Here is a 26,920-nt window from a genome sequence, read left to right as displayed (position 1 = left end):
ATATAAAATGTCACATGCATATATATTTTGTAGTTTAAATCCGATTGAACTTTCCGCAACTTTAAATTATTAAAATACCGCGATCAATAATTTTAACATGTACTATCTAATAGTTAAAGTTCTATATTCGTATGCGTGGTTTTGGAATCATCTCTTTTAGTATTATAGACTTAGGAGAACCATCAATATTTATATCATTCCCCTGATCTTTGTTAAATCTTTCAGTTAGGGTAGGCATCCATTTCTCATTTAAACACCATAATACGGCAGCATTGGGAGTTTTCCAGGATTTAATTGTAAGAAAAGACTTTGGATAATCGCTATCAAGGCACTGAATAGCCTCATCTTCGGATATATATCGATCAAGTTTTGGCTCTAGACTTTGTATTTCAGGATTATTTGACCAAGTCTCTTTAGTAACCTTATCCGCAGACAAACATTCGCTAAATGATTTCTCTTGGTATTTCTTACAGTACTCATTTGCAGGATGCGCAGCTATCCATTTCTCTTTAACAGCAGTAAATTTTGGATGGCCTGCTACTATAAATCCTGAAAAAGCACTCCAGAACATCCCTATTGTAAACAATACTATAGATACTAAAATAACACCCCGAAGGGTACGATCAACCTTCTTTTCGAGTGACTCAAAAAATCCAATCTTCGGTTGGTTCATTGAGGCACCTTAATCTTAAGAAATTTAATGGATTTAAAATCCATTCTGCTCTTATCCCATTCGTCAAAAGCGGTCAAACTTTGTGTTAATAAGCACATACGTATTGTTAAATCTTATTATTCTATAAAGAAATTATAATTAATCATCAAGGAGATAAAACAGTGTTAATCATACGCGCTATTCTAATCCTATTTTCAGTTGCTATAGTAATTTTTCTACTTTGGGTCTTGTCAGAAGAAGCATACTTGCATCCTCCAAAGGATAATCTCGTCACTTTTACAGTTGCTGCATTATTTGCGCTAAATGCGTTCTATCTTATTCGAACGCCGCCAAAAAATCGCTCTTTAAAGCAGTAGGTATTAAACCACATTTTTATTTGAAAAATAGACGACGCATTTTTTGATATACAAAAGTGGCTCGAAAGTAAGGTACGCTTCCGCAAATCTTTACCAGCTCGGCGTACTTGCGTTGCTGTCCACTCACCCCCACGCGCGGCTGGAATGCACCGGGCATTGCGGGCGGTAGCAATCTGCCGGAGCGATACCGCTCCGGCAGCCTCGATCTCTCGAAAGATCGGCGCAAGATCAGCTGCGAGAGCTGCGCTTTGGTTAAGGCGCGCTTCCGCTGCCCGGGCCGAGCCATGCACCTGGTTCCGTAGGTTTGCTGGGTTCCCTAGGTGAGGACGGGCCGGTACTGATGGAGGTCCGGTCGGCCGGTGCAACGGTTGAGCCCGCGACAACGTTCTCACCTCCGACCTGGAATGGTCCAGGGTCGGAGGAGCAGATCATGTCGGTACGTTTCAGGTTGGGCCTCGTACTGGCTGCCGCCGTAGCCAGCGCCGCAGTGGCGGCGCCGATGACCGACGAGGAAAAGGACGTCCTGCAGCAACAGTGTGCTGGCGACTTTACGAGCTTCTGCGCTGGCTTGCCGCCCGAGGATGGCCCCGAGACCCAAGCCTGCTTTCAAAAAAATATGTCGAAGCTGTCACCGGGATGCCAGAACGCGATCCAGGCCTATAAGAAGAAGGGCTGACACGGGAACCGGTGCCTTCCCCATCCCAGGCGCTGGTTCGGCTGTCCGGCCATAGGCTGCAGCCAGATTGGGCTATCGCGGCGTTGGTCTATCAATCTACTCGCCGGACTGGTGTAGCTTCAAAGGTGACGCGGTAGACGCTGTGCTTTTGCGCTCCCCCTCACGCTCCTTGATCGTCAAAACCCATACGACGGCGTTGTGGTTTGTGATTCGAGCCAGCACCGGCCCCCTTTGGAGCGGCTGCAGAGCCGATGCGTGATACTCCCCTACGTCGAGTTCATGCCGAGCGCGGACCTCCGCTTGTGCTCGACCGTTGCATGAGAACCGATCGCGGACATGCGGAACGCCTCGCTGGTCGGCGTATACTATCTCGACGTTCAGCATCGCCGCCTACTCGACGTTCTACAGCCTGTGGGCAAGCCTTAATTCGGGAGCGTGGTCGATGCTCTCTTGCGGGTAAGGCTGACCACTATACGGGACCATCTGTCGGCGACGAGGCACAGCAATGAGACGGATGATCCGGCCTAAAGGGGATCTGAGACGCCTCGATTACGCGTTCCTGAAAAATCTGTTCAGGCAACGTTTATGCAACATAGCTTAAGCATATTTCTGCGGCGAGATCGTCGCGTCCCTTGAGGGGGTCCGATATGCAGTACAAAGCTGCTGCCATCCTGGTGTTGCTGCTTGGTTCGACCATCGCTTTTGCAGCACCTCCTTCCGGCTACAAATCTTCTGATTGTATGATCGATACTACCACTAACAAAGACACGGGCTCTGAACGAAAGGGTATTACCGTGCAAGCATGTGGTAACAAGGACAAAGGTGAGGTTGGAGCCAACATTCCCGGAAAAGAGATCGAGAACTTCGCCAAGTATCCTCTTGGAAAGAGCGATCACGGAGCCGTGAAAGAGTTCGCCAAATACCCTCTTGGCAAAAGCGACAAGAGCGTCATGAACAAGATTTTCAAGAAGTGGTAGCTTGAGCTATGAAGCATATCGTTCTCGCCTTTCTCCTCGCCTCAACCTCCGCTGTTGTGGCCCAAGACAGAACCACCATCGTAGAGGATGCGCGCGGCTCGCGCACTACGGTTACGACCGACTCTCAAGGGACACGCTCGACAGACAACACGTCTGGACGTGGCCTCTACCAGTCGGGCGGCGATCGCCACAACGAGCAAGTGGATAAAAGCGCGGGTCCCGGCGGACGGGTAATCGAAGATCGATAAGGCAAACGAGGTCGGGCGCAATCCCGGCCTTTTTCTCAAGTGAATATGCCAACTTGTGGGCAGGCCAACAATCCGGCGCGTGGGCTTCGCCGCAGGCGGTTCGTTCGTCGCTGTCAGACATATTTCTTGAGCATTTAATCGGCGGGATCGATGTCGAAGTTGCATCGGGTCCAGAGACTGGACGCCGAACCGCGCAAACGCAAACAGGTTCAGGACTCAGCAAGAGGTACTTTTTCGCTCTCGAGCAGCAGTCCGTCGAAACGCCTTCGCAGCCGGGAGTGCCGGCATTGCGGCCTTGCTACAGGTCGCAAGTGCCTGGCTATCGAAGTAGGCAGTGTCTCTCTGTGCCGATCCAGGCCGTGCCGAAAAGGGGCCTTTTGCAGATCGCGGAAATCGGCGCCTCCCCCTGGGGGCAGCCCTATTTCCGATTAAAAAAATGGGTGCCTTTTATGGGACGCACTACAGCGGGTCGGGCTCCCGCTGAAGGCAATCATACAGTTTGCCGATACGCGAGCGGCGTAGCTTAATGTCGATTGCGCACTAGCTTGTTCTGCGGCGGCCCATGGCCAGCCACAGAAGCCTTCTGAGGAAACGCGAGATGCTGAAATTCGTCATCCCTGCCGCGGCTCTGGCCGTGGTTGCCATCACGCCTGCCTCAGCCCTTGAGGTCACCAAGACAGCCACCATCGCTGCAGCGCCCGACGCGGTGTGGAAGACCATCGGCTCGTTCTGCGGGATCAGCGATTGGCACCCCGTCGTCGAGAAGTGCGAGCTGGCTGACATGGGTGGCAAGAAGCACCGGACACTAAGCCTCAAGGGCGGCGGCACGCTGCTCGAAGAAGAGCAGGCCCGCGACGACAAGGCGATGAGCTACACCTACACCATCCTCGAAGGCCCGCTTCCGGTCTCCGACTACAAGTCGACGATCATGGTCGCGAAGGACGGCAGCGGCTCCAAGGTGACGTGGTCGGGTAACTTCAAGGCCAAGGGCGCACCTGACGACAAGGCGCAGGAAGCCATCGGCGGCGTCTACGAGGCCGGTCTAAAGGGCCTCGCCGAAAAAACGAAGTAGGTCTGGATACGCTGGCAGGGGCGACGGCGAGACGTCTCCGCCTCAGAGAGGGTTTGGCGCGGGTCAGGGCAACCATATCTGGGTCAGATCGCAATCTGACGAGCGCCTTCAGCTCTCCTCAACCCCTTCCTGGCATCCTGCAGCTTCGCCGGTGAGATAGACGACCTCCCCCGCCAGCCCGTGACCAGATCGGGCGGCGGGGTCGAGCCGGTGGTGACGCTGCTAGAACCGATCGGACTTACGCGTTTCTTGGCCTCAGCTGTTCGCGCTTTTGTCTTGAACAAAGTCACGATTTTTTGATGCCTCGGCCAGCATCCATTGTGTAGGCAGCCCAGAGGCTAGCGTGATGTCGGACCTACCTTACTGACTTATCTGGAAGCTGTATGACGAGTTCTGGCATCCTGAGATCGGTGGCACCGCATCTAACGACCCTGACAGGGATGTCGGCAAACAGCTTCGGCATTTATCACGACCTGATCCGGTCGAGCGGAGCGACGACATCTCCCCTTGGGGATACCTTTGAGGCTACCGTAGCAGCCTACAACTTTGGTCGCCTTACGCTGTTCGATCGCCAGCTAATCGGGGCCGACCATAGACGGGAACCTGCGCAGATCCGGCGCGACGGTTTCGAGCACTACTACCTTCAGGTTTTGCGCTCTGGCCGGATGATGGGCGGCCGGGTCGGTGAGGAGCGCCAACTTGCGCCAGGCGATGCCGTTCTCTTCGATGCGACCCAGCCGATGCGGACTCTGGTTGCCGACGCCGACTACGTTACCGTGATCCTGGCTCGCGATCTCGTAGAGGCTGCTGCACCGAACGCGCAGCACCTGCACGGACGGATTCTACCAAAGGTCAAAACAGGCTCGCTTGGTGAAGCCGTACTTTCGTTGATCCGGTGCGCGCCAAGCTTCTCGGACAACCTAGCTGGCGGAGGCAATCAGTTCATTGCCGGTGTGCTCGGCGAGATCCAAGGAAGATCCGAAGAGTCCTACGACGATGTGATCGACGGAAACGACTTGGAACTGGCTCGACGCTTGAAGGCCGAGGTGTTTATCGACAATAATCTCGGTTCAGATCTTAACGCCGATATCGTCGCGCGTAGCATCGGTGTATCGCGAGCTTCATTGTATCGTGCGTTGCGGGCTGTAGGCGGCGTCGAAGCGGTGATTACGAGTCGGCGCGCTGCCCGCCTACGATCGCTGATCCTCCGGCCGGGCAAGAAAATATCCATCGGCCGCATGGCACATAAGGTCGGGTTCTCAAGTCTGAGCCACTGCTCCAGAGCGTTCAAGCAGGTCTATGGGCAGCCGCCTGACCAGCTTCGCGCGATTCTTCGAGACGATGCACCTTCAGCAGCCCAAGCCCTACATGTTGAGCGCATGCAAGATTGGTATAGGGCCATGAATGACTGAGTGCTCGCAATTTACCGAACCGCCGCGGGTCAGCCCTTCGTCACGATTGTAAGCGCAGTGTCCGATAACGGTTGTCGATAGAGCTTAAACCCAGTTCCGAGCCCGGCAGCACGAAAAAGGGCCGGCAGAGCGCCGACCCTACGAGGAGAGAAGTAGCGAGAGGCTTACTTGCTCTTCATCGCTCCGCCGTCCTTGCTCATCGAGCCACCCTTCTCCATCGAGTCGCCCTTCATCATCTTGCCCGAGCCCTTCTCCATGGAGCCGCTCTCGCTCTTCATGGCATTGCCGTTGGCCGGCATGTTTCCGGGCTCTGAGGCCGAAGAGCCTGTGGTCGAGCCACCCGTGACGTTGCCGCCAGAGCCGTTGCCGCCCGGTGCGCCCTGAGCCCAAGCGGCGCCAGTAAGCGAGAGTGCAAGCGAAGCGGCGAGCGTAAGTGTTATGATGCGCATGGTGCGTTCTCCTGACTTTTTTAAACTCGAAGAACCCGAGGCGGCTGCGATTGTTCAAACCGAACTGCGATGTGTCAGATTAGTCACAGCGTGTGCCAAAGGTATTTCCGGTCCTCGTAGCGTTCTTTTGTCTATTGAACGCGCAACGTAAAATCTTCACACTACTGTAGTCAGGCTGCGGTTGCTTGTGATCTTTGGCAGTTGCCGCTGAATTCTTCGGATCCCTGCAAATGTCTGATGTCAGCTCGTACCGGATCGAGACCGCTGCCGATCCAGCCAATCCGGGCTATTATCGCTGGGCGATTTTCCAGAATGGGCAGGATCTCGACCTGCCAGGGTATGCCTATGCATCAGCTTGGTCCGCCGAGGAGGCCGCTCGTACCGCGCTCAGGTGGCATCTCATTCTGACCCCCCTCCGATCGCAGCCAGGCATGGGCGATTGCCCCTCTTTGAAAGCGGTTGTGACGCCTTCAGCTATGGTTATGACGTCAAACTTGGCCGAGTGGAGGAAGAAGCTTTCGAGCCGGCATATGGGAACCCGCCAAAGCCGTACATAAGCGCGCCAGCCAAGGGCGTCAGTGACACCAGGACGCAAGGCCACACCAGCGACCCTTGGGAGGTGCAAGTGACCCAGTCGTAGCAGGGTCGATGCCCCGCGCGATCGAAGCTCTATTTTGAGCTCGATGATCGGCGCCGATGAGGGCGGCACCAAGCCCGGCACAGACAAGGGCAGTTGCAGCCCAGCCAGCCACCTTGCCGGAGCGTCGTACATACTGAGACATGCCCGACAGGGTCGTCGGCCGGGGTTAGCGCTTTCCTAATGGTACAAGCGCGATCAGTCGCGCCGCTTTGGAGCAACACCTTCCGCGCCCAAGCGCTTCATGCACTCGTGGTAGAGCTGTGCGCCCAGATCGAAGGGGGACAGACCTTGGGGATTGGGAGCGCCGAGCAGGCGATTCCTCGCATCCTCACGGCAGGTGGCGTCCTCAGGACCTTGGATCGGAGGTTGGCCTTGTGCGAGTGCAGCTCCTGTCACGGCGGCTGCGATGGCGGTGGCGAGAACGATCCGACGCATAGGTGCAGACCTCACTTGCCGCCCGTAGCTTCGTAGGCGGTGATCGCGCGACGGCAGTTCTCAGACAGCTCAGCGCGATGCGTCTTGAAGCAAGCGTCCATCTCTTTGCTGTCAGGGTCGTTGCCGCTGCAGAACGACACGGCGTCGCCAGAGCAATACTTTTTGAGATCCGCATTGCCACGCTTGCTATCCTGCCCGGCAGAAGCCGTGGCGACGACAAGCGGTGCTGCGAGAAGCAGCGCAAAGGTAGCAAGGCGGGGCATTGGTGGCTTCCTGAGCCCAGCATGGGCCCGCAGGAATGACTGGGGGGCGAGGATCGTTCCTCGGGGCCTGCAGGAGATCCAAGTGGAACGTTCGAACGGGCCGCCCAATTTCTCCGGCGTCCAAACTGGCAGTTGCTCAGCTGCCATAGGGGGACTGCAGGACCACGCGAACCTTCCGGGCTGACGTCGCCACCTGGGCTGCCTCCTGCGCCGAGGAAGTGGTGCCACGCAGGATCGAGGTCGGCAGTTCGAGGGCCATCGCGCCGCTGTACACGGTCACCTGACGCTCCTGGGCCTGCGCCGCGGTGTCGGCGACTATGGCGGAGAGAGCGAGAACGATAGCGGCGGCGGTCTTCACGGCGGCTGTTCCAAGCGTGACTGTATGTTGCCCGGACAACTTTCAAGCTTGAGCGCGGTTCCAAGGTGCTGTCATTGGTGGGTAGCCGACCTGCCCGGCCAGTCTAGCTCGGCTTCATCCGCTTGGTCATTTAGCATGCCGATCCGGCGAGAGCACCGGTTCTACTACCCCATCGACTGGCGCGAGCTGTCGGCTGTGATCCGCTTCGGTCGCGCCAAGGGTCGCTGCGAGGCGTGTAGTCGGCCGCATGGGCAAACCGTCTACTGCCTCGACGATGGCCGCTGGTGGGACGCTGAGGCCGCTTCCTGGCGCAATGGCGCGGGTCGCATCGTCTGCATCGCGATCGGCGACGACGACGTGCTGAATTCAGTACGGACGACGCGGGTGGTTCTCGCCACGGCCCATCGCGATCACGACACGGGCAACAACGCGGATCGCAACCTCGCGGCTTGGTGCCAGCGCTGTCATTTGGCCCACGATCGGCCCGAACATCAGCGGCGGCGATGGGCGACGCTGTTCCGCCGTCGGGCGATGGGTGACCTGTTTCGTGGGCCGTACCCGTTGCAGTAGGTGGGGGCAGATTGGGGAACGACAGCGGCGCAAGCAGCGGTGCAGATGGCAGAAGCGGGTCGGGTGGATCGGACGGCTGCAGCAGTCGAGATGCCGGCGCATCCAGAACCTTGAGGTCCTCGCCACGCCCTGCGAGGGGGCTCGGTTTCGGCGCGGCGAGGACCGGCCTCGCCCTACGCGTCAGAATAGGGTTCGGCAGTCGAGACATCGTCGCCCCGCCCCTATTCTGCTATAGTGCGGCCGTACTAGTACGCAGAGATAATTGAGCTTTTTTGATTTGTCGGGTTCCACCCGGATCGTCGAGCGCAGGACTGCGCACAGCGGCGTCAGGGACTGACATGCCGGTCTACCGCATCGACCTCCAGTACGGGGTCGAGAAGCCTCAACGGATCAGCCAACTGGCTTCAGACGACACCACGGCGCGCGCGATTGCGCTGGCGATGGTGGCCTCGTTCGGCGGCTGGAGACTGAAGGCGCGATCGTCGTGCAGGTCAGTGATGAGACAGGCCGATTGATCGCGACCATCCGGCTGGTCTGCTCGATCCTGTAGGTCAGCGTTTTAGAGCAGGCCAACCCTTGAACCAGTTATCCAGCCGGCGCTTCCCGCACCGTCTTCCCACGCTTCGTCTTGCTCAGCTTCTTGCGCTTGACCGGGGCGTCCTTGTCGGCGCCGCCCTCGCCAATGGCGAACTCGTGACATGGGACGCATCCATGGTGCCATAGGTTAGCAGCAACCTGGTCTCAGGCACGCTCCCCTGCCGGCCCTTAAGGTTGCGACCAATAAGCGAAGGTCGCACCCTCAATCCGCACGCCGTCGCTGGTAATGTCGATCTGCCCTGTCAGGCGATCAGTGGCGAGCATCCATCGCGCAATGCCGGCTGCGAAGCCGCGGGCCAGATCGATCGAAGCGAACTCGGCAGGACCAATCGCGATAACGAGGCCGGTCGCGTCGCGGGCTATGACCTCATACATGTTGCGTGCCCTCATACTCTGCTGCCAGCCCACATACATCGGCGGCAAGCTCAACCCGAACCAATACCACCACCAGCCGTTCAAGAGCCTCGCAACAGGAATAAGCTATGAACCGATTTTGGGCCGCGATAGCCATCGGAGCGATCATGATCGTCCCGGCTTCATCTCAGCCGTATGGCGGGCGTGATTACGGCCGTGACGGCCGTGAAGACGGCTACCGACAGCGTGATCGCGGGTACGACAACCGGGACGATGACGACAGAGATCGCCGGCGTGGCGGATACGCCTTCGATGAGCGGGAATACCTGCGCTGCAACCCAGACGTTCGCCGCGCCGTGAGAAACGGAACCATGGAATCTGGTGTGGTGCACTATCGGGTGTTCGGTCGTCGAGAGGGAAGGCGGCTCAGTTGCTGACCATCTAGGGGAGTGCCGCTATTCATCTGGCCGTTGGGGTGCCAGCGGTGCCATGTGCTCCACGACCGGACCGAACATCAGCGACGGCGATTGGCGACGCTGTTCCGCTGGCGGGCGCTAGGCGACCTGTTTCGTGGACCGTATCCGAACGCCTGGGACGACCGCACGTTGGTCTCATGCCATGCTGACGAAGCTGTTCATCCTCCTGGTGATGCTGCCGTTCTGTGCGGTGTTCCTGGTCGTCCTGTACGGCATCCGGAAGCTCGGCGACATACTAGGGGTTGGCAACGGACACGACACGTCGAGCGATGGCGGTACGAGCGGCAGATCCGATTGTGGAAACGACGCAAGCGGTTCGGACGGGTGCAGCAGCTAACGTGCCGGCACTCAGATCCCGCCATACCAAAGACGCGCCGGCCGTTCGCGAACGGGGTGAACACGAGGCCGGCGCGCTCGCGTCCGGGAGCTGTGAAGGCTCGACCGTCGCGATAGACGGGATATTGGATACCCCTGCGTATTGATCCAGCGAGGAAGCCGACACGTCGCGCCTTGGTGGCACACCGACTCGGGCCAGCATCCTCAGTCATTAATCGAAACTGAAACATTCGATTTCAAAACTACCGGGTCGGTCGGGTGTTCACGTTCTCCGCACGGTGAAACAGCGTCCTCAATCCCAGGGCGCGGGCTCGCGACGTGCGACCGACATACGCCGTTCAAGACGCAAGCAGGGTGAGAGTATCGGTCACGATGGGGTTGGTTTCCATCGCGCTCTCGTCGTCGACACGCTGATTAGCCTCGCCCGAGAACGACCGCTTCCCGGCGTCATAGGCACCATCACGGTTAGCCCTCGTAACGAGGTGTAGAGGGCGGTGCAAATCCAGGCCACTAAACCGCCCTAACGGGGTTGGCATCAAACGCTGGATCTCGGCGGCCGTGTCGGCCTAAGTGGTGGCTTCGGAAATCGTTTCGAAGATGGGCTCTCCGGGCTTTGTGAAGCTCGAATGGCCTGGATTTTCCTCCGCCCTACAGATGGCTGACATTCTCGCTTTCCGACGACGAGCCGATCGAGCCGCCGGCCGCCTGGCACCCATGGATCAACTCGCGGTGCGAGCCGAGATCGAAGAGGCGGCCCAGGCCGCCCTCGACACGGTTGATCACCTCCTCGCGATCCTCGACGGCATGGAGCCCCGCCTCGACGACGAAGACGGCGGCGATGCCGAGCCGGATCTCGGTGCACCCGAGGGCCACGAGAGCCAAGTCGTCTGGCTGCGTGGCACGACTCGCGATCTCGAACTCGACCAGCACCCGGAGCCCAGCCTGTGAAAGCTCGCCTGACGATGCGAACCGCCCTCGCCTTCGGGCTGCCGGCGGTCGCCAGGAACATCGGCCGGGCTCGGCGGTGGTCTCGTGCACTTCTCGACCGGGACGGGCATGAGGCCGGCCGGGGCAACGTCGTCACCACCTCCGCGCTCGTCGCAATCTATTTAGTGATTCTGTAATACCTACCGCTTCGCCGATACAGCATCCACTGGATGTTGAATTTTACTTATCGCAACAGACAGAGTTAATAGATTATCTTAAAAAATAGAGCTATTTACTAAGTTATAAACTCGATTGATGCTTAAAAGACACACAAATCATTTTTGAGATCGACCTGCCTAATTCACGGAGCGTTTACAGACAGGCTGCCGTACAAGTTGATCGACAATCACAATAGCACGCTACGCACGGTACAGATCCGAGCTTGGGTACCGGCCACAAACAGCGAATGCGTGCATCAAGGGGAGCGTCGACATGCAAACCGTCACATCAGGCTATCGACCTCGCCTCGGCCTCCTTTGCTCCTGCTCGGCCCTAGCGCTGATGGCAGGACTCCTGGTCACGGCCCTGCCAAGCCCCGTCTCTGCACAATTCGTCTGCCAGGGTACAGCCAATGGAACTGGTGCCGGGACGGGAGCGAACGCCACAGCGGCTGGTAATGTAAATAATGTGGCGTGCGGGCCCGATGCTAACGCAACTCTTAATTCCTTTGAAAGTACAGGTAACAATACTGCTTTCGGTCAAAACGCTAATGCCAGCGTTGGTTTTCAAAGTATTGCTAATAATACTGCCGTTGGTCAAAATTCTAATGCAAGCACTGGATTTCAAAGCGTTGGAAGTAATACTGCTATTGGACAGGGCGCTAACTCCAGTACGGGAGATCAAGCTTCAGGCAGCAACACCGCTATTGGACAGGGCGCTAACTCCAGTACGGGAAATCAAGCTTTAGGCAGCAACACCGCTATTGGGCAAAATGCTAATTCCAGTGTCGGCCTTCAAGGATCTGGCAACAATACTGCGGTTGGTCAAGGCGCGAATGCAAGCGTAGGAATTCAAGGCAACGGTCAAAATTCGGCATTTGGGCAAGGCGCGAACGCCAGCACTGACGTGCAGCTTACCGGTGCCAACTCGGCATTCGGTCAAGGCGCGAACGCAAGCAATGGGGGCAGTCGCCAAAGCGCTAATTCGGCTTTTGGTGTTGGTGCCTATGCGTCAAGCAATGGATTTGAACAAGTTTCCCAACGTTCTACGTTTGGGTCAGTAAGTGCGGCAACTGGTTTTAACAGTAGCGCATTCGGCGCCAACGCTGCTGCCGGTGGCTTCTTAGTTAACGGCGCGCCAAATTTCACCAATTCGGGAACAACCGCGCTCGGCACTGGATCCCAGGCTGGGGCAACCGCGACGGGTCAGACCAACGCCACAGCGGTCGGTTCGGACGCTCGGGCCAATGCAGGTGAAGCTACCGCTGTTGGTCAAAATGCTAATGCCAGCAGTGGTGGTGCCAGTGCCTTTGGCCAAGGGGCACAGGCTACGGCCGACACCGCTACAGCATTAGGCAGGCAAAGCGTCGCTTCTAGCGCCGGCAGCGTCGCAATCGGCGACAACGCTATCGCTAGTGGTACCCTAAGTGCCGCCTTAAGCGGTCGCAGCAATGCTTTGGCTGATCTTAGCATTGCTGCAGGTACAAGGGCTACAGTCACAGCTGACGCGAGTAACGGCATCGCCATCGGCACTGATGCACTTGCAAGTGCAGAAAACGCAGTAGCGGTTGGTCCCAGGACCACTGCTGCGGGCCAGCGGAGCACCGCCATAGGCTTCAACAGCCGCATCCTCGGCGCGGCAAGCCTCGACTCTACCGCATTCGGCTCCAACAACACCGTCACCGGGGCTAATTCAGGAGCCTTCGGCACAAACAACACCGTTACTGGAACCGGCTCTTACTCGTTCGGTGACCCTAACACGGTGAACGGCAGCAACACCTTCGTCACCGGTAACAACAACACCGTGAACGGGCCAGCCACCGTCGGCAATGGCGACAACGTCAATGTCTATGGCTCGAACAACACGATCGCCAGCACCATCAATGCGGCCGGCGCCGCCGTATTCGGCAACGGCAACACCGTCAACGCCGGGAATGCGGTCGTCGTGGGCAACGGGACGACGGTGACGGGGGCCAACAGCTCCGCGTTCGGTGGCAACAACGGGACGATCGCGAACACCAACAGCGTGGCACTTGGCTACGGCTCTACGGTCACCGCCAACAACGCTGTGTCGGTCGGCTCGGCGGCGCAGACGCGCACCATCCAAAATGTGACGGCCGGCACCGCGGGGACGGATGCTGTCAACTTCAATCAGCTACAAGCCAGCTTTGCGAGTGTGCCATTCCTCGCCACGCAGGGTAACGGATCAGCAGCACCAATCGCTTCGGGTATCGATAACGTCGTTGGCGGATATGGTGCCTCGGCTACAACGACAGCAGCAACAGCTCTTGGAAGTCTAAGCACCGCGTCTGGGCTTAATAGCACCGCATTGGGTTTTAGTAGCACGGCATCAATGGGCGGAACTACTGCTATCGGCAGTAACTCAAATGCCTCAGGAACTTTTGGAACTGCCATTGGCGGTGGTTCTCAGGCTTCCGCACGAAATACGACTGCGTTAGGCCGCAATGCCCAGGCAACAGCATTGAACTCGGTCGCGCTTGGCCAGGGATCCGTCGCAGACGTAGCAAATACTGTCTCGGTTGGCACAGCTGCAGCCACACGGCAAATCGTCAATCTTGGGGCTGGGACGCTGTCATCAACCTCGACCGATGCCGTGAATGGCTCGCAGCTCTTCACGACCAATCAGAGCATTGCCGCGCTGCAGGCTGGCACCGCAGGTCCGTTCGTGTCCGACGCCAACGGGCGTCTTGGTCCGACCGCTACCGGCACCGATGCTTCAGCAGGTGGCTTCGGCGCTACTGCAGGGACCGAATCCACGGCCCTTGGCAACGCTAGCAGCGCTACATCATTTTCTACAGCTGTCGGCTTCCGGAGCAATGCCCTAGGCTTCGGTACCGCTGTCGGCAACGACAGTACGGCCACAGGAACCTATGCAACAGCACTGGGCAGCGGCAGTCAGGCCACAGGCGGCTTCAGCGTAGCTGTAGGCAACGGTAGTGCTGCGGCTGGTACGTTCGGCGTCGCCCTCGGAAATGGAACCTCTGCTGCTGCTTCCGGCACGGCGCTCGGTGGGGGTAGCATCGCCAGCCTCGACAACTCGGTGGCTTTGGGCGCGAATACCCGTACGACGGCTGCGAGCGACACTACCGCCAACGGTGCAATTGGTGTGCGCAACAACGCTGGTGCCGTAACGGCAGGATCAGGCAACGTGGTGTCGGTCGGCACGACAACAGCCGCTCGCCAGATCCAGAATGTAGCCGCTGGCGCTGTCACGGCGACCTCGACCGATGCCGTCAACGGCTCGCAGCTCTTCAGCGTCGCTACCAACGTTAACGCGGTCGGCGCAGGTACGGTGGCCGCCCTCGGCGGTGGCGCAGCCTACGATCCGGCAACAGGCACCTTCACCGCACCGACCTACACGCTGAACAACGGCACCGTCACGACCAACAACGTTGGCGACGCGCTGACCAATCTCGATGGTCGTACGACTACCAACACAAATGCCATTGCTGGCTTGCAGAACGGCACGTCCGGCCTTGTGCAGCAGGCAGGGCCGAACGCACCGATCACGGTGGGTGCCGCCACCGGAGGCACGGTGGTCAACGTTGCTGGCACTGCCGGCAACCGCCAGATTACGGGCGTTGCTGCCGGCAATATCGCATCGGCTGCCTCGACCGATGCCGTGAACGGCGGCCAGCTCTTCGCGACCAATCAGCAGGTCGCAACCAACACGACGAATATCGCCACGACGAACCAGCGCACGGCAGCGGCCCTCGGTGGCGGCGCAGGCACGGACGCCAACGGCCTCCTGACGGCTCCGGCCTATAATGTGCAGGGCGGCAGCTTCAACAACGTAGGCGGAGCGCTCGGTGCGCTCAACACGCAGACTAACACGAACACCGCCGGCATCGCCGCAAATGGTCAGGCCATCGGCGTGCTGCAGGGGCAGACCGCCACGAACACGCAGAACATCACCGAACTACAGACCGGGCAAGCCGGCGTGTTCCGGGCCAACAATGCGGGTGGCGCCGGTCTCCCTCAGGCGAGCGGTGCAAATGCCGTCGCTGGCGGCTACGGGGCGGTGGCCTCGGGTGGTAGCACCACAGCGGTTGGAACTGGCGCCCAGGCGACCCAGTTCGGCGCAGTGGCAGTCGGCGCGGGGGCAGTTGCTTCGGGCGATCCGACGACAGCGGTGGGCTTTAATGCCCAGGCCACCGGCGCAGAAGCCTCCGCCTTCGGCGCTTTCGCAACGGCCAGCGCCGACAACAGCACCGCTCTTGGTCGTTCGGCGAATGCGGCGGGCACGAACTCAGTTGCCGTTGGCTTCGGATCAAGTGCGGCCCAGGCAAACAGTGTGGCGATCGGCGCGGGCGTGGCCACAACACGGGCCAACCAGGTCGCGATCGGCAGTGCCAAACAGACGTACACCCTGGCCGGGGTCAGTTCGGCTCAGAGCTTGGCTGCACAGACGGGAGCAAGCCGCTTCGTCACCTCAGATGCAGGCGGCAATCTCGCGACCGCCAACTTCGGACCGAACGACATCGGCGCGCTTGACGGCCGTGTTGGAGCGCTTGAAGCCGGTCTGAACGGTCTGACACGCTACGCCATCGAGTCTCGGAAGGAGGCACGCCGTGGCGTCGCGACAGCTATGGCGCTGTCTACCGCACCGCTCCCCTCGGCTCCTGGTCGCATGACCTACGTGCTCAACGGTGCAACCTTTAAGGGTGAGTACGGCATCGGTGGTGCGATAGCCTACCGTCTGGACACCAACATCCCGCTCGCTATCACGGCCGGTGTAGCTGGCAGCCCCGGCAACAACGTGGGCGGCCGTATCGGCATCATGGGCGAGCTGTGAAGGCACGACGTACCGTCGCTTTAGGTCTCTGCCTCTCGGCTTTGTGGTCGATTGGGGCAGGGGCCCAGCCAAAGCAGGCCCCGGCAGCACCAGCCGAAGCCAAGCCCGCGCAGATCGATCGCAACGGCGTGCTGATCCTGATCCGCACAACGCTGCTTGCCCTGCACCAGGGCAACGAAACCGGCAACTACACGGTGCTGCGTGATCTCTCAGCTCCGGGGTTCCGTGATGCCAACACGGCAGCACGCCTTGGGGAGATCTTCGCGAGCCAGCGGGCTCAGAAGCTCGACCTTTCTGGCGTCGCCGTTCTCGACCCTCAGCTCACCCTGCTGCCGCAGATCGAGCCGAACGGCCTGCTGCACATGTCGGGGTTCTTCCCGTCCGTGCCGAGCCAGGTGAACTTCGAGCTGTTGTTCGCGCCCGTGGATGGCCGCTGGAAGCCGTTCGGCCTTGCGGTCAATCTGGGCTCGTCCACGCCAACTGCGCCCTCCCCGCCGCCGGCGCCAGCAGCTCCTCCAGCTGCAGCGGCTAGGACGCCCGAGGCGAAGCCAGCGACGAAGTCGAACGGCTTGCAGTCGAAGGCGCCTACTGCGAAGCCTGCAGGGCCAGCCAATCAGCCGTAGCTGCGCTTTATGCCGCTGAGAAGCGCCGCGCTCGTTGCGCTCTACCTGCCGGCGGCTTAGTCCGCCTGCTGGCGCCACATGGTTAACTACCCCTTAACGACCGCTGACCCACATTCCTCGGAGCGTACCCACTGAGGCGCTGACATCCTTACGTCATTACGTCAGTACGCAACGAGGCAAGCATGTACGTCGTGGTCGTTGCCAGTCAGAAGGGCGGGGCGGGCAAAACCTCCTTGATCCGCAACCTCGCGGTGGCGACGCATCAGCAGTTCGGTGCCACCGCGATCCTCGACACCGATCCCCAGGGCTCCTTAACGAGTTGGTGGAACCGTCGCGAGGATCAGCAGCCCGCGCTCATCAAGCTCGATATGAAGGACTTCGGAGCAAGTGCCGCTCGGCTAGCGGATGCCGGTGTCGAGTACCTGTTCGTGGACACGCCGCCTTCCGTGCATCCTGAAATCCGCGCGCTGCTGGCCCATGCGGATCTGGTCATCGTGCCTGTGCGGCCGTCGCCAGACGATCTCGATGCTGTGGGCGATACGCTCGCACTGATCGAGGAGGCCGGCAGACCCTTCGTGTTCGTGCTAACCCAAGCTAAGCCGCGCACCCGCCTGCAGATGCAGGCCGTCCTGGCTCTGGCCAAACACGGCAAGCTCGCTCCGACTGTCATCCATGATCGAACCGACTTTCCGACCGCAGCCATCTCAGGCAAGGCGGTTACGGAGATCGAACCCGAAACCGCCTCGGCGCGTGAAATTAAGGAAGTGCTTGGGTACGTTATGACGCAACTACGCAAGCACGTCACGACGCAGCATCGGGAAGTTTGATCATGAGCGCCAAGGCCACGCCGTCCCTGGACGGGTTCATCCAGACGAAGGGGGCGAGCCGACCCGATGCGATGCAGCAGCGGGGCACCTCATCCTCGCCTACTCCAGAGTCCGAGGCTCCTCCGGCCATGCCCGTCCGGCCTGCGCAGGCTCCCGAGCCTCGGGCCAAAGCGCTGACCCTCCGCCTGTCGGAGAGCCAGTATCAACGTCTGCGCCGCTTCGCCTTCGATCGCGGCCTCAGCCACCAAGACGTTCTCGAACAGGCCCTCATGGATCTGCTGGGCCGATCCGGCAGTTGACGGACCCGAAGTTGCGTCAGTTCTCTACGTCATGGCGCATTGACGTAAGCACGTAAGGAATTGCTTGCCCTAACGCGCACGGCGTCGTAACTTCCGATAAGCGTCATTCTCGAAAGTTTTGAGCAGATCGGGTCCAAAGGGCCGTGAAGAAATGAAGCCTGGGCTAAATCATTCCGAACGACCCGACCGCGCAAGTCGCCAACTTGGCGAGACACGCGACGTGGGCGCCAACTTGGCGCTTGCGGCTGTGTCGCTGGCAGTCGAGGGCGTCGCTTCAACCGACACCCTTCCCGTTGAAGCCACCGCGATAGTCCGCGCCTATCAGCGCGCTTCGAAAGCCGACGCGACCGTGCGGGCCTACACGACCGACGCGCGGGTGTTTCAGGACTGGTGCGCCCGGTACGGCTTCCGGTCCCTGCCGGCGACATCGGAGGCGGTGGCCGCGTTCCTCGTGTCCGAGGCCGAGGCCGGTAAAGCCGTCTCGACAATCGGCCGGCGCTGCGCGGCGATCTCGTACGCGCACAAGCTGGCGAAGGCCGCGGACCCGACTGATGACGAGGATGTTCGGGCCGTGATGAAGGGCATCCGGCGCAGGGTTGGGGTGAAGCCGGACCAGAAGGCCGCCGCGACCGCCGACGTGCTCATGACGTTGTTGATGCGCACGCCCGACACGCTGACCGGCAAACGGGACCGCGCGCTCCTGGCGCTTGGGTTCGCTGGCGCATTCCGCCGGTCTGAACTCGTCGCGCTCGATGTCGCCGATCTCGTCGAGGATAAGGACGGGCTGCGGGTCCGCATCGGCAAAAGCAAAACCGATCAGGAAGGGCAGGGGTCCGAGATCGCCATCCCGCATGGTCGGTTCATCAGGCCGGTGGCGCTGGTGAAGGAATGGCTCGAAGCCGCCGGCATCACCGAAGGCCCGGTGTTCCGGCCGGTATCGCGCTCGGGGAACGTGCGACGTTGGGGTTCGACGGACGTTGGCGAATTCGAACTACTCGTGCCGCGTCTCACGACGCAGGCCGTCGCGGACATCATCAAGAAGTACACGGCAGCTGCAGGGCTCGATGCCTCGACGTTCGGAGCGCACTCGCTTCGAGCTGGCTACATCACGACGGCGGCCGAGCGGGGCGCCGACCTCGCGCGGATCATGGATCAATCACGTCACCGCGATCCGCGAACGGTGCTCGGCTACATCCGGCGCGCGAACGCGTTCAAGGATCACAGCGGGAGTGGGTTTCTATGAGACGTCAGCCCGATCTTATCCGCGAGCTTCTATTAAGGCTCGAAGGGTTGGATATCGGCTCTGGCCAGCGAGTGCATATCGGCTCGCACGAGCCTGAGCTAATGATCGAAGGCTATTCGACCGATCAAGTCGATTATCACATGGCGCTGCTTTACGAGGCCGAACTCATCACCAGCGGCGACACGCAGAACATGATGATGAACGGCGATTGGATCTTCCAACGACTGACCGTTCAAGGTCACGATTTCGTGACAGCGTGCGCGACCCGGAGGTCTGGAAGAAGGCGAGCACTGGCGTCTCGCAAATCGGCGGATGGTCCCTCGGCATTTTGAAGGACATGGCGACCGCCTACCTAAAGCAGGCCGTCAGAGATCGGCTTGGCATCGAGATCTAGTCAGCGCGGTCAGCCTCAGCGGCAGTCCGAGCGCAGCAGATATTATCAGGACGTTCGGCCATGACCTACAGCGTGCCCGATCTCATCGCTGGCTTGTTTCCTTACGCGACGGAGCGCCGCGAGCGGGTGATTCAGCAGAGCATCCGCTTCGTCCGACTGCTCCATGGCATGAGCGTCTGACGCCCATGAAGCCAGGATCGTGCGCTTTTCCCCGAGCGACAGTGTGGGATGCATCAGCACATCGCGCGGCCGACGAAATACGTCACCCGGTGTGACAAGTGCCGTCCACACATCGATGGTCGGAGTCCGCGTTATGGCGCACGCGACCGGACCAATGTTCTTCGAAGTTTCTTCTCCTCTCTGCATGATCATCCTCCTTAGTTGGTGGAAAATTTTGCAAAGCCCCCATCCTGAGGTTCAATCTTCCGCCGCCCTGCCCGCTTCGACCGTCATGAAGACTTTGAGATCCCACGGGCTCGACTGCCCGTGGGAGTAGGCGATGGGCCTGGTTATGGTTTGGCTAGGCTGCCTGGGCCTGATGCTCGACCTGCGTTGGGGCATTGTCTTGCCCGGACGTCGAATGGCCAACGCCGATGGCGATCCGACGCGGCTTCAGAGCCTCGGGGACCTCACGCTGCAGATCGACTGTGAGTAGGCCGTTTGCCAAATCAGCGCCGGTGACCTTGACGTGGTCGGCGAGGTTGAAGGTTTGACGGAAGCTGCGTCCGGCCAGTCCACGGTGCAGGTACTGGCGCTCATCGGCGCCCTTTCTCTGACCGGAAACCAGCAGCGCGTTATTGTGCTGCGTCATCTCGATCTCGTCGGGCGCAAAGCCCGCGACGGCCATGGTGATGCGATACTGGTCGTCGGCGACCTTCTCGATGTTATAGGGCGGCCAGGTCGTCGTCGGATCGACGCGGTCGGCTTGAGCGAGAAGATCGAACAGTCGGTCAAAACCGACGGTGGAACGGTAAAGGGGAGCAACGTCGTAGGTTCTCATAACCACATCCTCCAGGGAGCAACGTGATGACAAGGAACGCCGGACACCGTGCCCGGCGCCTGCTCTTGCGAACTCAAACGAGCCTCGCCCGCGTAGAATGCACATCCCGAAAGTTGGTTTCAAGAGCCGACCGAATTTTTGTCGGCCCGCCTAATAGCCTTACCGAATCGTTGCGCTCATGAGCGATCTTGGAATTCAAAGTCGTGGGCGGGGTCGTCTCAGGACAATCCGGAGACTGCACGTCCAACGAGTGCGCCTGATATGATAACTGCGACAACCACTGAGTTTTAAACGAGTTGAACAGCCGTCGCAGTGTCTGTTTCACGGCCAGCTGGCACCGGCGTTTGTCATGTAAGCTCGATAGGGCCTGGCGGCTGCGGTGCTGGTGGATCCCCCTCTGGGGGTGCCGGATCGGGTGGCGGATCGCCAATAGGTGGCAGGGGGTCATCACCAGGGCGAGGTGTGTCGGACAGCATACAGGTCTCCAGTGCGTTAGCTGGTTCGGGAACGGCCTTTCAACGCGGGTCGCCTTCAAACGGTCGTGTAGGGCACCGACAAAACCATCCACAGCGTGCGAATGTACGCCGTAGACCTGCTAGCCGCAGCCTCATTGGGACTACGGTGCCACGCTGATCGCAACTGCCCGGGCCCTGCTCGTAGCGACCGGTACAGCCCTGCCCGTGAGTTTTCTCGGTTTCGGCGATGAGCTGGTATTCGAGGCGCGCGAAGTGACTCTGGTGGCCGGTCCCTAGCGCCTTCTAGTTTGGGCATCACGTACGGGAACATACCGATGCGATACTGCTGGTCGCGTCGGCATGCTTGGTGAAGTTTGAGGCTATCAGACGGCCGTCTTCGCCGGACGTCCCCGCTTTGGCTTATCAGCGTCTGTGGCATCCGATGCCGTGGCCTTCGATGCTGCCCGTGCACCGCCCTGGCCCAACCCAAGGCTCTTCGCGAGTGCCGAACGTGCCGCTGAATAGTTCGGTGCAACGGTCGGATAATCTGACGGCAGACCATACCGTGCCCGGTAGGCGGCGAAATCAAGCCCACGGGTCGATAGGTGGCGCTTCAGCGTCTTGTAGGGCTTGTTGTCGACGAACGAGATCAGGGCGTCGGGCGTGATCGACTTCTTGATCTGCGACGGCGTCGCTTTCTCGGGCTCTGGCTCTGCCGAAGCGGTAGCACTGCTGCCGTTTGCGAGCACGCTGATAGCGGCGTGAACGCTGATTAGCATTGTCGGAAGCTCGGAGGCAGGCAGAGAGTTGTTCGAGATGAAAGCGGCGACGATGTCGGCGGTGAGGTGGATCACGTCGAGGGTAGGGGTAGCAGTATCGTCCACGTGTTGATTCCTTGTTTCAGATAATCGCTAAGACATCCGAATTGCGCTGCATGCAATACGCATGGTCCAAGAAATTTCGGATAAGTGGCCCTGCTGGAGTGAACTACGCAAAGGAGCAAGACAGCGTTTCGATATCGGACCGTACAAAACGCTGCTTTTTCGAATTTGAGATCCGCCGATGCTCGTTGAGGCCAAGCCGGTATCGCTGGACAGTCAGATCGTCCGATGGGCTCTTCATCGAGTACGCGACCAAGTCGTATCCGACGTCCCGCGCTGCAATCACTGCCGGGGAAGTTCGCGCCGTCGCGCACAATGAGCGAAGCGCAATGGGCTATGATCCGTGATTCAAGACGGAAACAACGGTTCCGGATCATAGTGGTGCGCCCAAATCTCAGCCACGGACAAATTCGTAGAGCGCCAGCAGGGTCACGCAAAAAATGAACACGGCGAGCGAACTGGATCCCCATGGGTTGAACTGCCAGTTTGGAATCCGCCTCCAATCCATCGCTCGTCCCTACCAAGCCGGGCACCTAACGCGGCTATTAACAACTCCGATCAGACGCGCGGACCATTCAGTTGCCTAAGACCTGTCCGTAGGCCGTATCTCAACGCCTAAAATGGACGCGCCGGCCACTCGCGAACGGAGCGAATACGGGACGGGCGCGCTCGCGTCTGAGAACCTAGAAGGCTCGACCGTCGCGATAGACACCTTGATGGCGCCGCTCCCCAGGGGGGTCGCCGCCGCTCCAGCATTCAGTTTGTAATTAGATCATTGATTTCATCGATATGTGCTATCGATCGCATCTGTTTGCTTCATGCTGCAACGCAAAACATATCCTTCTCACAGGACGGGGCACAGGCCCTGAAATTCCAGAGGGATCACCATCATGAACACTCGCAAACTCGTTCTCGCTGCTCTGGCTTCGGTCACGCTGACCGGTACTGCGATCGCGGAGGAAGCCATCAACCTCACCCCGCCGCTGTACCGTGAGCAGGCCCGTGCCACGGCGAGTGTCCGCCTAGCCTCCGAGCTGACGACCACGCCGTCCGTGACCGCCCGGGCCCCTGAAACCCGGCGCACCGTTGCCGAGGCCGTAGACACAGCGACCCAGTAAGCAGGGTGGTTGGATATCAGCGTACAAGCGGGCGGACAGACTGCCACCCATGACGAATATCCGGCGTGGGTGGCAGACTAGGAACTATGCGGTGTGACCTACCCCGTCCTGTAAGCCCGCTCTGCTTCCGCCCGCCACGCATCCCTCTCAGTACGCGCCTCGATCAATTCGGCCTGCAACTCCTCCATGCGGGCGTGCAGGTCGCCGGCATCCACGGCAGTCTCGATCAGGAGGTCCTGCGCCTCGGCGAGTTGCCCGCGCAGCTCGGCGTTCTCGACCGCCAGGGCCAGGATCAGAGCAGCCACGTCGTCGCTCATGGTTCATCCCGAATCCCACTGGACGGTGCGGATAGCAGGTAAGGCGCAGACCGGCTTCGCGCCACGTTGGCGCGCGTGGCTCTCAACCCCTGATGAAGCCGTAGCACGACAGCAGTGTCGTGATGAGGCTGAAGGCGGCCAGCGAAGCGTTGCCCCAAGGGTCAAGCGCATGAGCAATTGGAGCAAATGCACGCTCGATCATGAGGCTGTTTGCCAATCGCGATCAGATAGGCGCCAGGGTTGATCGCTCCCGTAGGCGGAAGGCTCACCGTTCTGGCAGACGGTCCGGGCCAGCATGACCTCGTTGCCCAGGGCCGTGATCTCGATTGTGATCGTTCCGAAGCCGTCGCTGCCTGTCAGCCGCGTTCCAACGCCCCATCCACGTTCGTGGCAGATCTCCGCAGCGTGCCGTCGATCGTTTCGCGTTCCCATGCCGTCCTCGCGATCCCAGCCGGGGACAACGTGCACGATGGTAGGCAGACACCGGCCAGCGATCTTCTGACGCGACGGCGAGGTACTTGCCGCGTCCGCCATGCCGAACAGCATCAGACCTTCACCGCATGGCTCGGCGGTTTCCACCGGCCGATCGGATTCCGATCTTGTCTCTGGTGGTGGCGTCGCCCGCCGGCTCCCGGCAGCCCTTCTTCGGTTCTGCTGCTCGCAACAAGGCAGATTTAGAACTGGGATATCCGTGGGGTGAATCTTTCTGCACCCTATGCGTCCCAGCCGGTCGAGATGCGAAACCGTTTCGCTTTCGCGTCTGTCCGCGCTCGATCCATTGCCGCCACTCGTGGCTGATGATCCTGACGAGGTTCGGGTCGTTCTTGCGGCCCTCGTGACGGCGTTCTTGGATGACGAGCAGTCCGTCACCTTCGGCCTCGCGGATCGCGCCCTGCGCCAGCCTGCGGCTCACGCCAGCCCTCGCAGCAATGGCGTCGACGCAGAGGCCGCAGACGCCCTTTGTGGCGATCTCGTCGGCGACGATGCGCAGGACCGATAGCTGTCCGACCGTGAAGCGGCAGGCGAGGGCCGGCGGCATTGGCCCGGATGCAGCGAGACGTCGACGGCGCGATAGGGCCTCGGTGCGATCTGGGGCTCGCTGAGGGCGTTTCGGCGGGAATAGGCTCTGTCGGCCAAGTGGGATGCCGACGGGCTTCAGCGCTCCCCTGATCGTCGTCCTGCGGGCGTGCAGCGCTTCGGCGAGGGCTTGAGCCCCATCGTCATCGACGGCACCGCCGGAATGGGCCTGCCAGATCGTCTTCGACAGCTCATCCATATTGGCGAGCGTCCGCGCGCCGTCGATCGCGGCGAGCATTCGCGCGTGAAACATCGTCCCGGTCCCTCACGGGCCGCGGCTGGGGTCCAGGCAAAGCCTTCCCGTTGACGGAAACAAGTTCCGTCTTGACTCCCGAGGGAGGTCATGGCTTGTGAGGGGTATTCAAGTCCGGCCTCACAGGCCCCGGGTTTTCAGCAGCCTCGACCTTGCCGGGTCGGGGCTGTTGGCTTTTCAGGGTATCGCTTCCGCGGCTCTGATCTCCTGATGCCGGCTCACGACTCGGTTGTCCGAATCTGCCGATCGGGGTCATCTCGGCCGTACCGCGCTGTTAAGTCAACGTTAGCACTGCGCAGTTTGTGACACAGGCTGTGTCAGGTGCCTTCGACAGACTGGCACGGCGCTCTGCAATCTGGCACAAACAACGGATGCCGCGCCGCGTTGCTACGAACGTGTCCCTGACCCCCGAACTGGCCGCCTTCGTCGCGGATCAGGTTGCATCCGGCCGCTTCGGAAGCGCGAGCGAAGTTGTCCGGGCTGCCCTTCGAAGCCTAGAGCGCGACGAGGCTAAGCAGAGCCGCCGTCGTCCAGATCGGCAGCTCGCTGAAGCTTGAGGCAGGCATCTGTCTTATCAGACGGGCGAACCGGGTGAATTTAGTGGGCAAGAGGCAACGCTAGGAGTCGCAGGCATGGCAGGAGAGGCGTCACGGCCCCAGTCCCGGGTTGCCCTTGCCGCGTCTGTTGCTTTCGCCATTGCCCTCGCTGGCGTCGGTACGATCGGCTGGCGCTGGTACAGCTACGTGACGGCCGGCACCTCGCCCTATGACGGGGTTGGGATCGAGCTGAACCGACGCTTGCCCGAGTACCTACGTACTTGGGGCTGCGAGCGCATCAAGGAGCGGTTCCCCCGTGCAATACCACCCTACGGGTGCCAGCCTGGGCAGGTCTGAGGCATAGAGTTGGCTCTCTCGAAGCAAACGAGATGCGTCGCTCTTTTCTAGAATTGTGATAGCAGGCCGAAATGGCTGCGTGGGTTCGGATTGCGCGGCACCTTCGATCGGAACCGCTATGCGCCTGTCCTCAGCCCTGGCTGCTCTCTGCGTCGGCGTCTTGCTGCCATGCTCAGCGCTAGCCCAGCCGGCAGCCAACTCGAACCCGCCGGCGGCTGCGTCCGACCCTGCTACCTTGAAAGCAGCTCGGGAAGTGATTGCCTCAATGCAGGGTGACCGGACAACGCTGCTGAATGCGATGGCTGCGCCGATGGTGGGAATGATGCAGCAGATCGGGGTGAAGCAGCAGGATCAGGCACAGGCTCTGGTCCAAGAAGTCGTGATGCCGACCCTCACGGCACACTACGACGAGCTTCTCGATATCCAGGCTCGCAGCTTCGCTGCCACGCTCGGGAAGGAGGATCTCCAGGCCATCGCCACGTTCTACGCTTCAGCAGCCGGCAAGCGGCTTGCCGCAGCCCAGCCACAGCTAGCGCAAGCGCAGATGGCGGGAACGCAGCAGTGGATGCAATCCGTGATGCCCGAGATGCAGGGCAAGCTGACTAAAGCGATCCAGGCTCATGGCTGGACCCCTGGATCGCAGGCGAAGCCGCGCTGAGGCAGGGAAGCACAAGCCTCGGCGCCGGTTGTGCTACCAAGTTACGAGGGTCGAGCTTCACGCTGCCGAGATCCCGATGACCGCGATGCGCGAGATCTACGCCAGCGGGAACGGCGACACCTGGCATTTGCTCTGGGATTTCGAGACGGGTCATACCTTCGTCCGCCACACGGCCAACAAGCCCTCAGGCGGCAACATCGTCGATATCAGCCTGCCGGTATTCTTAAGCCTCGGCCGTGATGGCCCTGAGCATCAGGCCCTATGGGCGATGATCGGCACGCTGGTGGACGGGCACTCCTCAATCAAAGCGCCCGGCTCGCCACCGTCACTGGAGGCCGGCGCCGGCGCGGCGGAACCATCACCGGGCGGGGGATTCCTTTGAGACAAGGGCTTGATCCCGGCGCCGAAACCACTGCCCGCATCCCCCTCGACGTTCTGGCGACATGGCTTGCGGCCGACGCCATCGACCGGATTGCCCGGACGATCGGTCCGCAACGACAGGCAGCGCAGGTTGATCTCGAACTGGATCGGGTCGGCCTCGCCGCAAAGTGGGAAGACGGTGAGGATGGGCCGGTGCTGGTAGAGGTCCGGTTGAAGGATCAGACCGAAGGCACCGCTGAAAGCGAAGGGTGACACAAGCTCTGGACCTCACGAGCCGCCAGATCGCTGCTATCCGTGCCTGCGGCTTCCACCCGGGCGGCCTTCGGACGAGCGCCTACCCGAAGACCATGCCGAGCCTCGTGGCCGCGGGCCTCGTCGAGCAGCGCCAGAAGGTCGATCCGGCAGAGCGCCATCAGATGGGGTGGTTCCTGACGGCCGCCGGCAAGCGGCTGCTGCAATCGGCGGGGACTGGGGAGCCAAGCGCCTGAACGCTCCGCGCCAATCCAGGCCGTGCCGAAAAGGAGCCTTTTGCAGATCGCGGAAATTAGCGCCACATCATCCACGATCAGCCGGAACATCAGCGGCGGCAATGGGTCACTATGTTCCGCCGTAAAGCACTCGGAGATCTATTCAGAATACTATATAAAA

31 protein-coding genes are annotated in these 26,920 nt (G+C 60.2%); 21 read left to right on the top strand and 10 right to left on the bottom strand.

The genetic code is table 11. The annotated features are described in order from the left end of the window. Nucleotides 1-121: 121 nt before the first annotated feature. On the bottom strand, nt 122-673 hold the full coding sequence (locus FV217_RS15915; RefSeq protein ID WP_147818159.1) for a hypothetical protein: 552 nt from the start codon (nt 671-673) through the stop codon (nt 122-124). A gap of 786 nt (nt 674-1,459) precedes the next feature. On the opposite strand from FV217_RS15915, the gene FV217_RS15910 reads away from it, so the two are divergent. The 4 genes from FV217_RS15910 (at nt 1,460) to FV217_RS15895 (ending at nt 5,414) form a co-directional block, all read left to right on the top strand. Further along, on the top strand, nt 1,460-1,705 hold the full coding sequence (locus tag FV217_RS15910) for a hypothetical protein (protein ID WP_147818158.1): 246 nt from the start codon (nt 1,460-1,462) through the stop codon (nt 1,703-1,705). Nucleotides 1,706-2,352: 647 nt separating this feature from the next. Then, nucleotides 2,353-2,682 (top strand): hypothetical protein, encoded by a 330-nt coding sequence (locus FV217_RS15905; RefSeq protein ID WP_147818157.1) that lies wholly within the window; start codon nt 2,353-2,355, stop codon nt 2,680-2,682. A gap of 846 nt (nt 2,683-3,528) precedes the next feature. Further along, on the top strand, nt 3,529-4,002 hold the full coding sequence (locus tag FV217_RS15900) for an SRPBCC family protein (protein WP_147818156.1): 474 nt from the start codon (nt 3,529-3,531) through the stop codon (nt 4,000-4,002). Nucleotides 4,003-4,442: 440 nt separating this feature from the next. Further along, on the top strand, nt 4,443-5,414 hold the full coding sequence (locus FV217_RS15895; protein WP_187272593.1) for an AraC family transcriptional regulator: 972 nt from the start codon (nt 4,443-4,445) through the stop codon (nt 5,412-5,414). 164 nt (nt 5,415-5,578) lie between these two features. On the opposite strand, the gene FV217_RS15890 is transcribed toward FV217_RS15895, so the two are convergent. The 3 genes from FV217_RS15890 to FV217_RS15875 all read right to left on the bottom strand — a co-directional run bounded on the left by FV217_RS15890 (nt 5,579) and on the right by FV217_RS15875 (nt 7,559). Then, nucleotides 5,579-5,863 (bottom strand): hypothetical protein, encoded by a 285-nt coding sequence (locus FV217_RS15890; RefSeq protein WP_147818154.1) that lies wholly within the window; start codon nt 5,861-5,863, stop codon nt 5,579-5,581. Nucleotides 5,864-6,949: 1,086 nt separating this feature from the next. Continuing rightward, complete coding sequence (locus tag FV217_RS15880) at nt 6,950-7,201, bottom strand: 3',5'-cyclic-nucleotide phosphodiesterase (RefSeq protein WP_147818152.1); 252 nt, start codon at nt 7,199-7,201, stop codon at nt 6,950-6,952. Nucleotides 7,202-7,337: 136 nt separating this feature from the next. Beyond that, nucleotides 7,338-7,559 carry a hypothetical protein gene (locus FV217_RS15875; protein ID WP_147818151.1) on the bottom strand — a complete coding sequence of 74 codons (222 nt, stop codon included), beginning with the start codon at nt 7,557-7,559 and terminating at the stop codon, nt 7,338-7,340. A gap of 135 nt (nt 7,560-7,694) precedes the next feature. Here FV217_RS15875 and FV217_RS15870 point away from each other — a divergent pair, with 135 nt between their 5' ends. Further along, on the top strand, nt 7,695-8,129 hold the full coding sequence (locus tag FV217_RS15870) for a hypothetical protein (protein WP_147818150.1): 435 nt from the start codon (nt 7,695-7,697) through the stop codon (nt 8,127-8,129). Nucleotides 8,130-8,467: 338 nt separating this feature from the next. Next, on the top strand, nt 8,468-8,644 hold the full coding sequence (locus FV217_RS22955) for a hypothetical protein (protein WP_187272592.1): 177 nt from the start codon (nt 8,468-8,470) through the stop codon (nt 8,642-8,644). 250 nt (nt 8,645-8,894) lie between these two features. Here the strand turns inward: FV217_RS22955 and FV217_RS15865 are convergent, their stop codons facing one another. Beyond that, nucleotides 8,895-9,185 carry a hypothetical protein gene (locus FV217_RS15865; protein WP_147818149.1) on the bottom strand — a complete coding sequence of 97 codons (291 nt, stop codon included), beginning with the start codon at nt 9,183-9,185 and terminating at the stop codon, nt 8,895-8,897. 23 nt (nt 9,186-9,208) lie between these two features. Here FV217_RS15865 and FV217_RS23480 point away from each other — a divergent pair, with 23 nt between their 5' ends. The 9 genes from FV217_RS23480 (at nt 9,209) to FV217_RS15820 (ending at nt 19,177) form a co-directional block, all read left to right on the top strand. Then, a complete protein-coding gene (locus FV217_RS23480) occupies nt 9,209-9,517 on the top strand; it encodes a hypothetical protein (protein WP_147818148.1) in 309 nt (102 codons plus the stop codon). 181 nt (nt 9,518-9,698) lie between these two features. Further along, nucleotides 9,699-9,893: a hypothetical protein gene (locus tag FV217_RS22945; RefSeq protein WP_187272590.1), complete on the top strand. Its 195-nt coding sequence runs from the start codon at nt 9,699-9,701 to the stop codon at nt 9,891-9,893. A gap of 713 nt (nt 9,894-10,606) precedes the next feature. Further along, a complete protein-coding gene (locus FV217_RS15850; protein WP_187272589.1) occupies nt 10,607-10,840 on the top strand; it encodes a hypothetical protein in 234 nt (77 codons plus the stop codon). A gap of 471 nt (nt 10,841-11,311) precedes the next feature. Then, on the top strand, nt 11,312-15,853 hold the full coding sequence (locus FV217_RS15845) for a hypothetical protein (RefSeq protein WP_147818145.1): 4,542 nt from the start codon (nt 11,312-11,314) through the stop codon (nt 15,851-15,853). Between the two features lie 41 nt (nt 15,854-15,894). After that, a complete protein-coding gene (locus tag FV217_RS15840; protein ID WP_246682846.1) occupies nt 15,895-16,476 on the top strand; it encodes a hypothetical protein in 582 nt (193 codons plus the stop codon). 182 nt (nt 16,477-16,658) lie between these two features. Next, entirely contained in the window at nt 16,659-17,303 is a 645-nt protein-coding gene (locus tag FV217_RS15835; RefSeq protein ID WP_147818144.1) for a ParA family protein, read from the top strand. Nucleotides 17,304-17,305: 2 nt separating this feature from the next. Continuing rightward, nucleotides 17,306-17,602 carry a hypothetical protein gene (locus FV217_RS15830; protein ID WP_147818143.1) on the top strand — a complete coding sequence of 99 codons (297 nt, stop codon included), beginning with the start codon at nt 17,306-17,308 and terminating at the stop codon, nt 17,600-17,602. 220 nt (nt 17,603-17,822) lie between these two features. Then, complete coding sequence (locus tag FV217_RS15825; protein WP_246682845.1) at nt 17,823-18,845, top strand: site-specific integrase; 1,023 nt, start codon at nt 17,823-17,825, stop codon at nt 18,843-18,845. Beyond that, entirely contained in the window at nt 18,842-19,177 is a 336-nt protein-coding gene (locus FV217_RS15820) for a DUF2513 domain-containing protein (RefSeq protein ID WP_147818141.1), read from the top strand. Before FV217_RS15825 ends, FV217_RS15820 begins: the two co-directional genes overlap by 4 nt. Nucleotides 19,178-19,759: 582 nt before the next feature. Here the strand turns inward: FV217_RS15820 and FV217_RS15815 are convergent. Continuing rightward, nucleotides 19,760-20,239: an Hsp20 family protein gene (locus FV217_RS15815; RefSeq protein WP_147818140.1), complete on the bottom strand. Its 480-nt coding sequence runs from the start codon at nt 20,237-20,239 to the stop codon at nt 19,760-19,762. A gap of 838 nt (nt 20,240-21,077) precedes the next feature. Next, the gene (locus FV217_RS15805) at nt 21,078-21,578 is read right to left on the bottom strand and encodes a MucR family transcriptional regulator (RefSeq protein WP_147818139.1); all 501 of its coding nucleotides are present in this window, start codon (nt 21,576-21,578) and stop codon (nt 21,078-21,080) included. A gap of 887 nt (nt 21,579-22,465) precedes the next feature. On the opposite strand from FV217_RS15805, the gene FV217_RS15800 reads away from it, so the two are divergent. After that, the gene (locus tag FV217_RS15800; protein WP_147818138.1) at nt 22,466-22,693 is read left to right on the top strand and encodes a hypothetical protein; all 228 of its coding nucleotides are present in this window, start codon (nt 22,466-22,468) and stop codon (nt 22,691-22,693) included. Nucleotides 22,694-22,791: 98 nt separating this feature from the next. Here the strand turns inward: FV217_RS15800 and FV217_RS15795 are convergent, their stop codons facing one another. From FV217_RS15795 to FV217_RS15785, 3 genes are all read right to left on the bottom strand, one after another. Beyond that, the gene (locus tag FV217_RS15795; protein WP_147818137.1) at nt 22,792-23,010 is read right to left on the bottom strand and encodes a hypothetical protein; all 219 of its coding nucleotides are present in this window, start codon (nt 23,008-23,010) and stop codon (nt 22,792-22,794) included. Nucleotides 23,011-23,208: 198 nt separating this feature from the next. Next, the gene (locus FV217_RS15790; RefSeq protein ID WP_246682842.1) at nt 23,209-23,556 is read right to left on the bottom strand and encodes a hypothetical protein; all 348 of its coding nucleotides are present in this window, start codon (nt 23,554-23,556) and stop codon (nt 23,209-23,211) included. A 7-nt stretch (nt 23,557-23,563) separates the two neighbouring features. Beyond that, nucleotides 23,564-24,340, bottom strand: a complete 777-nt coding sequence (locus FV217_RS15785) for a hypothetical protein (protein ID WP_147818136.1) — start codon at nt 24,338-24,340, stop codon at nt 23,564-23,566. A 371-nt stretch (nt 24,341-24,711) separates the two neighbouring features. Here FV217_RS15785 and FV217_RS15780 point away from each other — a divergent pair, with 371 nt between their 5' ends. The 5 genes from FV217_RS15780 to FV217_RS15755 all read left to right on the top strand — a co-directional run bounded on the left by FV217_RS15780 (nt 24,712) and on the right by FV217_RS15755 (nt 26,760). After that, nucleotides 24,712-24,897: a type II toxin-antitoxin system ParD family antitoxin gene (locus FV217_RS15780; RefSeq protein ID WP_147818135.1), complete on the top strand. Its 186-nt coding sequence runs from the start codon at nt 24,712-24,714 to the stop codon at nt 24,895-24,897. Between the two features lie 571 nt (nt 24,898-25,468). After that, on the top strand, nt 25,469-25,891 hold the full coding sequence (locus tag FV217_RS15770; protein WP_246682841.1) for a DUF2059 domain-containing protein: 423 nt from the start codon (nt 25,469-25,471) through the stop codon (nt 25,889-25,891). 76 nt (nt 25,892-25,967) lie between these two features. Further along, the gene (locus FV217_RS15765; RefSeq protein ID WP_147818132.1) at nt 25,968-26,273 is read left to right on the top strand and encodes a hypothetical protein; all 306 of its coding nucleotides are present in this window, start codon (nt 25,968-25,970) and stop codon (nt 26,271-26,273) included. Then, nucleotides 26,270-26,524, top strand: coding sequence for a hypothetical protein (locus tag FV217_RS15760; RefSeq protein WP_147818131.1), 255 nt, complete (start codon nt 26,270-26,272; stop codon nt 26,522-26,524). Before FV217_RS15765 ends, FV217_RS15760 begins: the two co-directional genes overlap by 4 nt. Then, entirely contained in the window at nt 26,521-26,760 is a 240-nt protein-coding gene (locus FV217_RS15755) for a hypothetical protein (protein ID WP_147818130.1), read from the top strand. The genes FV217_RS15760 and FV217_RS15755 overlap by 4 nt, the downstream gene beginning before the upstream one ends. The last annotated feature ends 160 nt before the right edge of the window (nt 26,761-26,920 follow it).

This window comes from Methylobacterium sp. WL9, assembly GCF_008040035.1.
GTDB lineage: Bacteria > Pseudomonadota > Alphaproteobacteria > Rhizobiales > Beijerinckiaceae > Methylobacterium > Methylobacterium thuringiense.
This window is presented reverse-complemented; position numbering and strand designations above follow the sequence as displayed.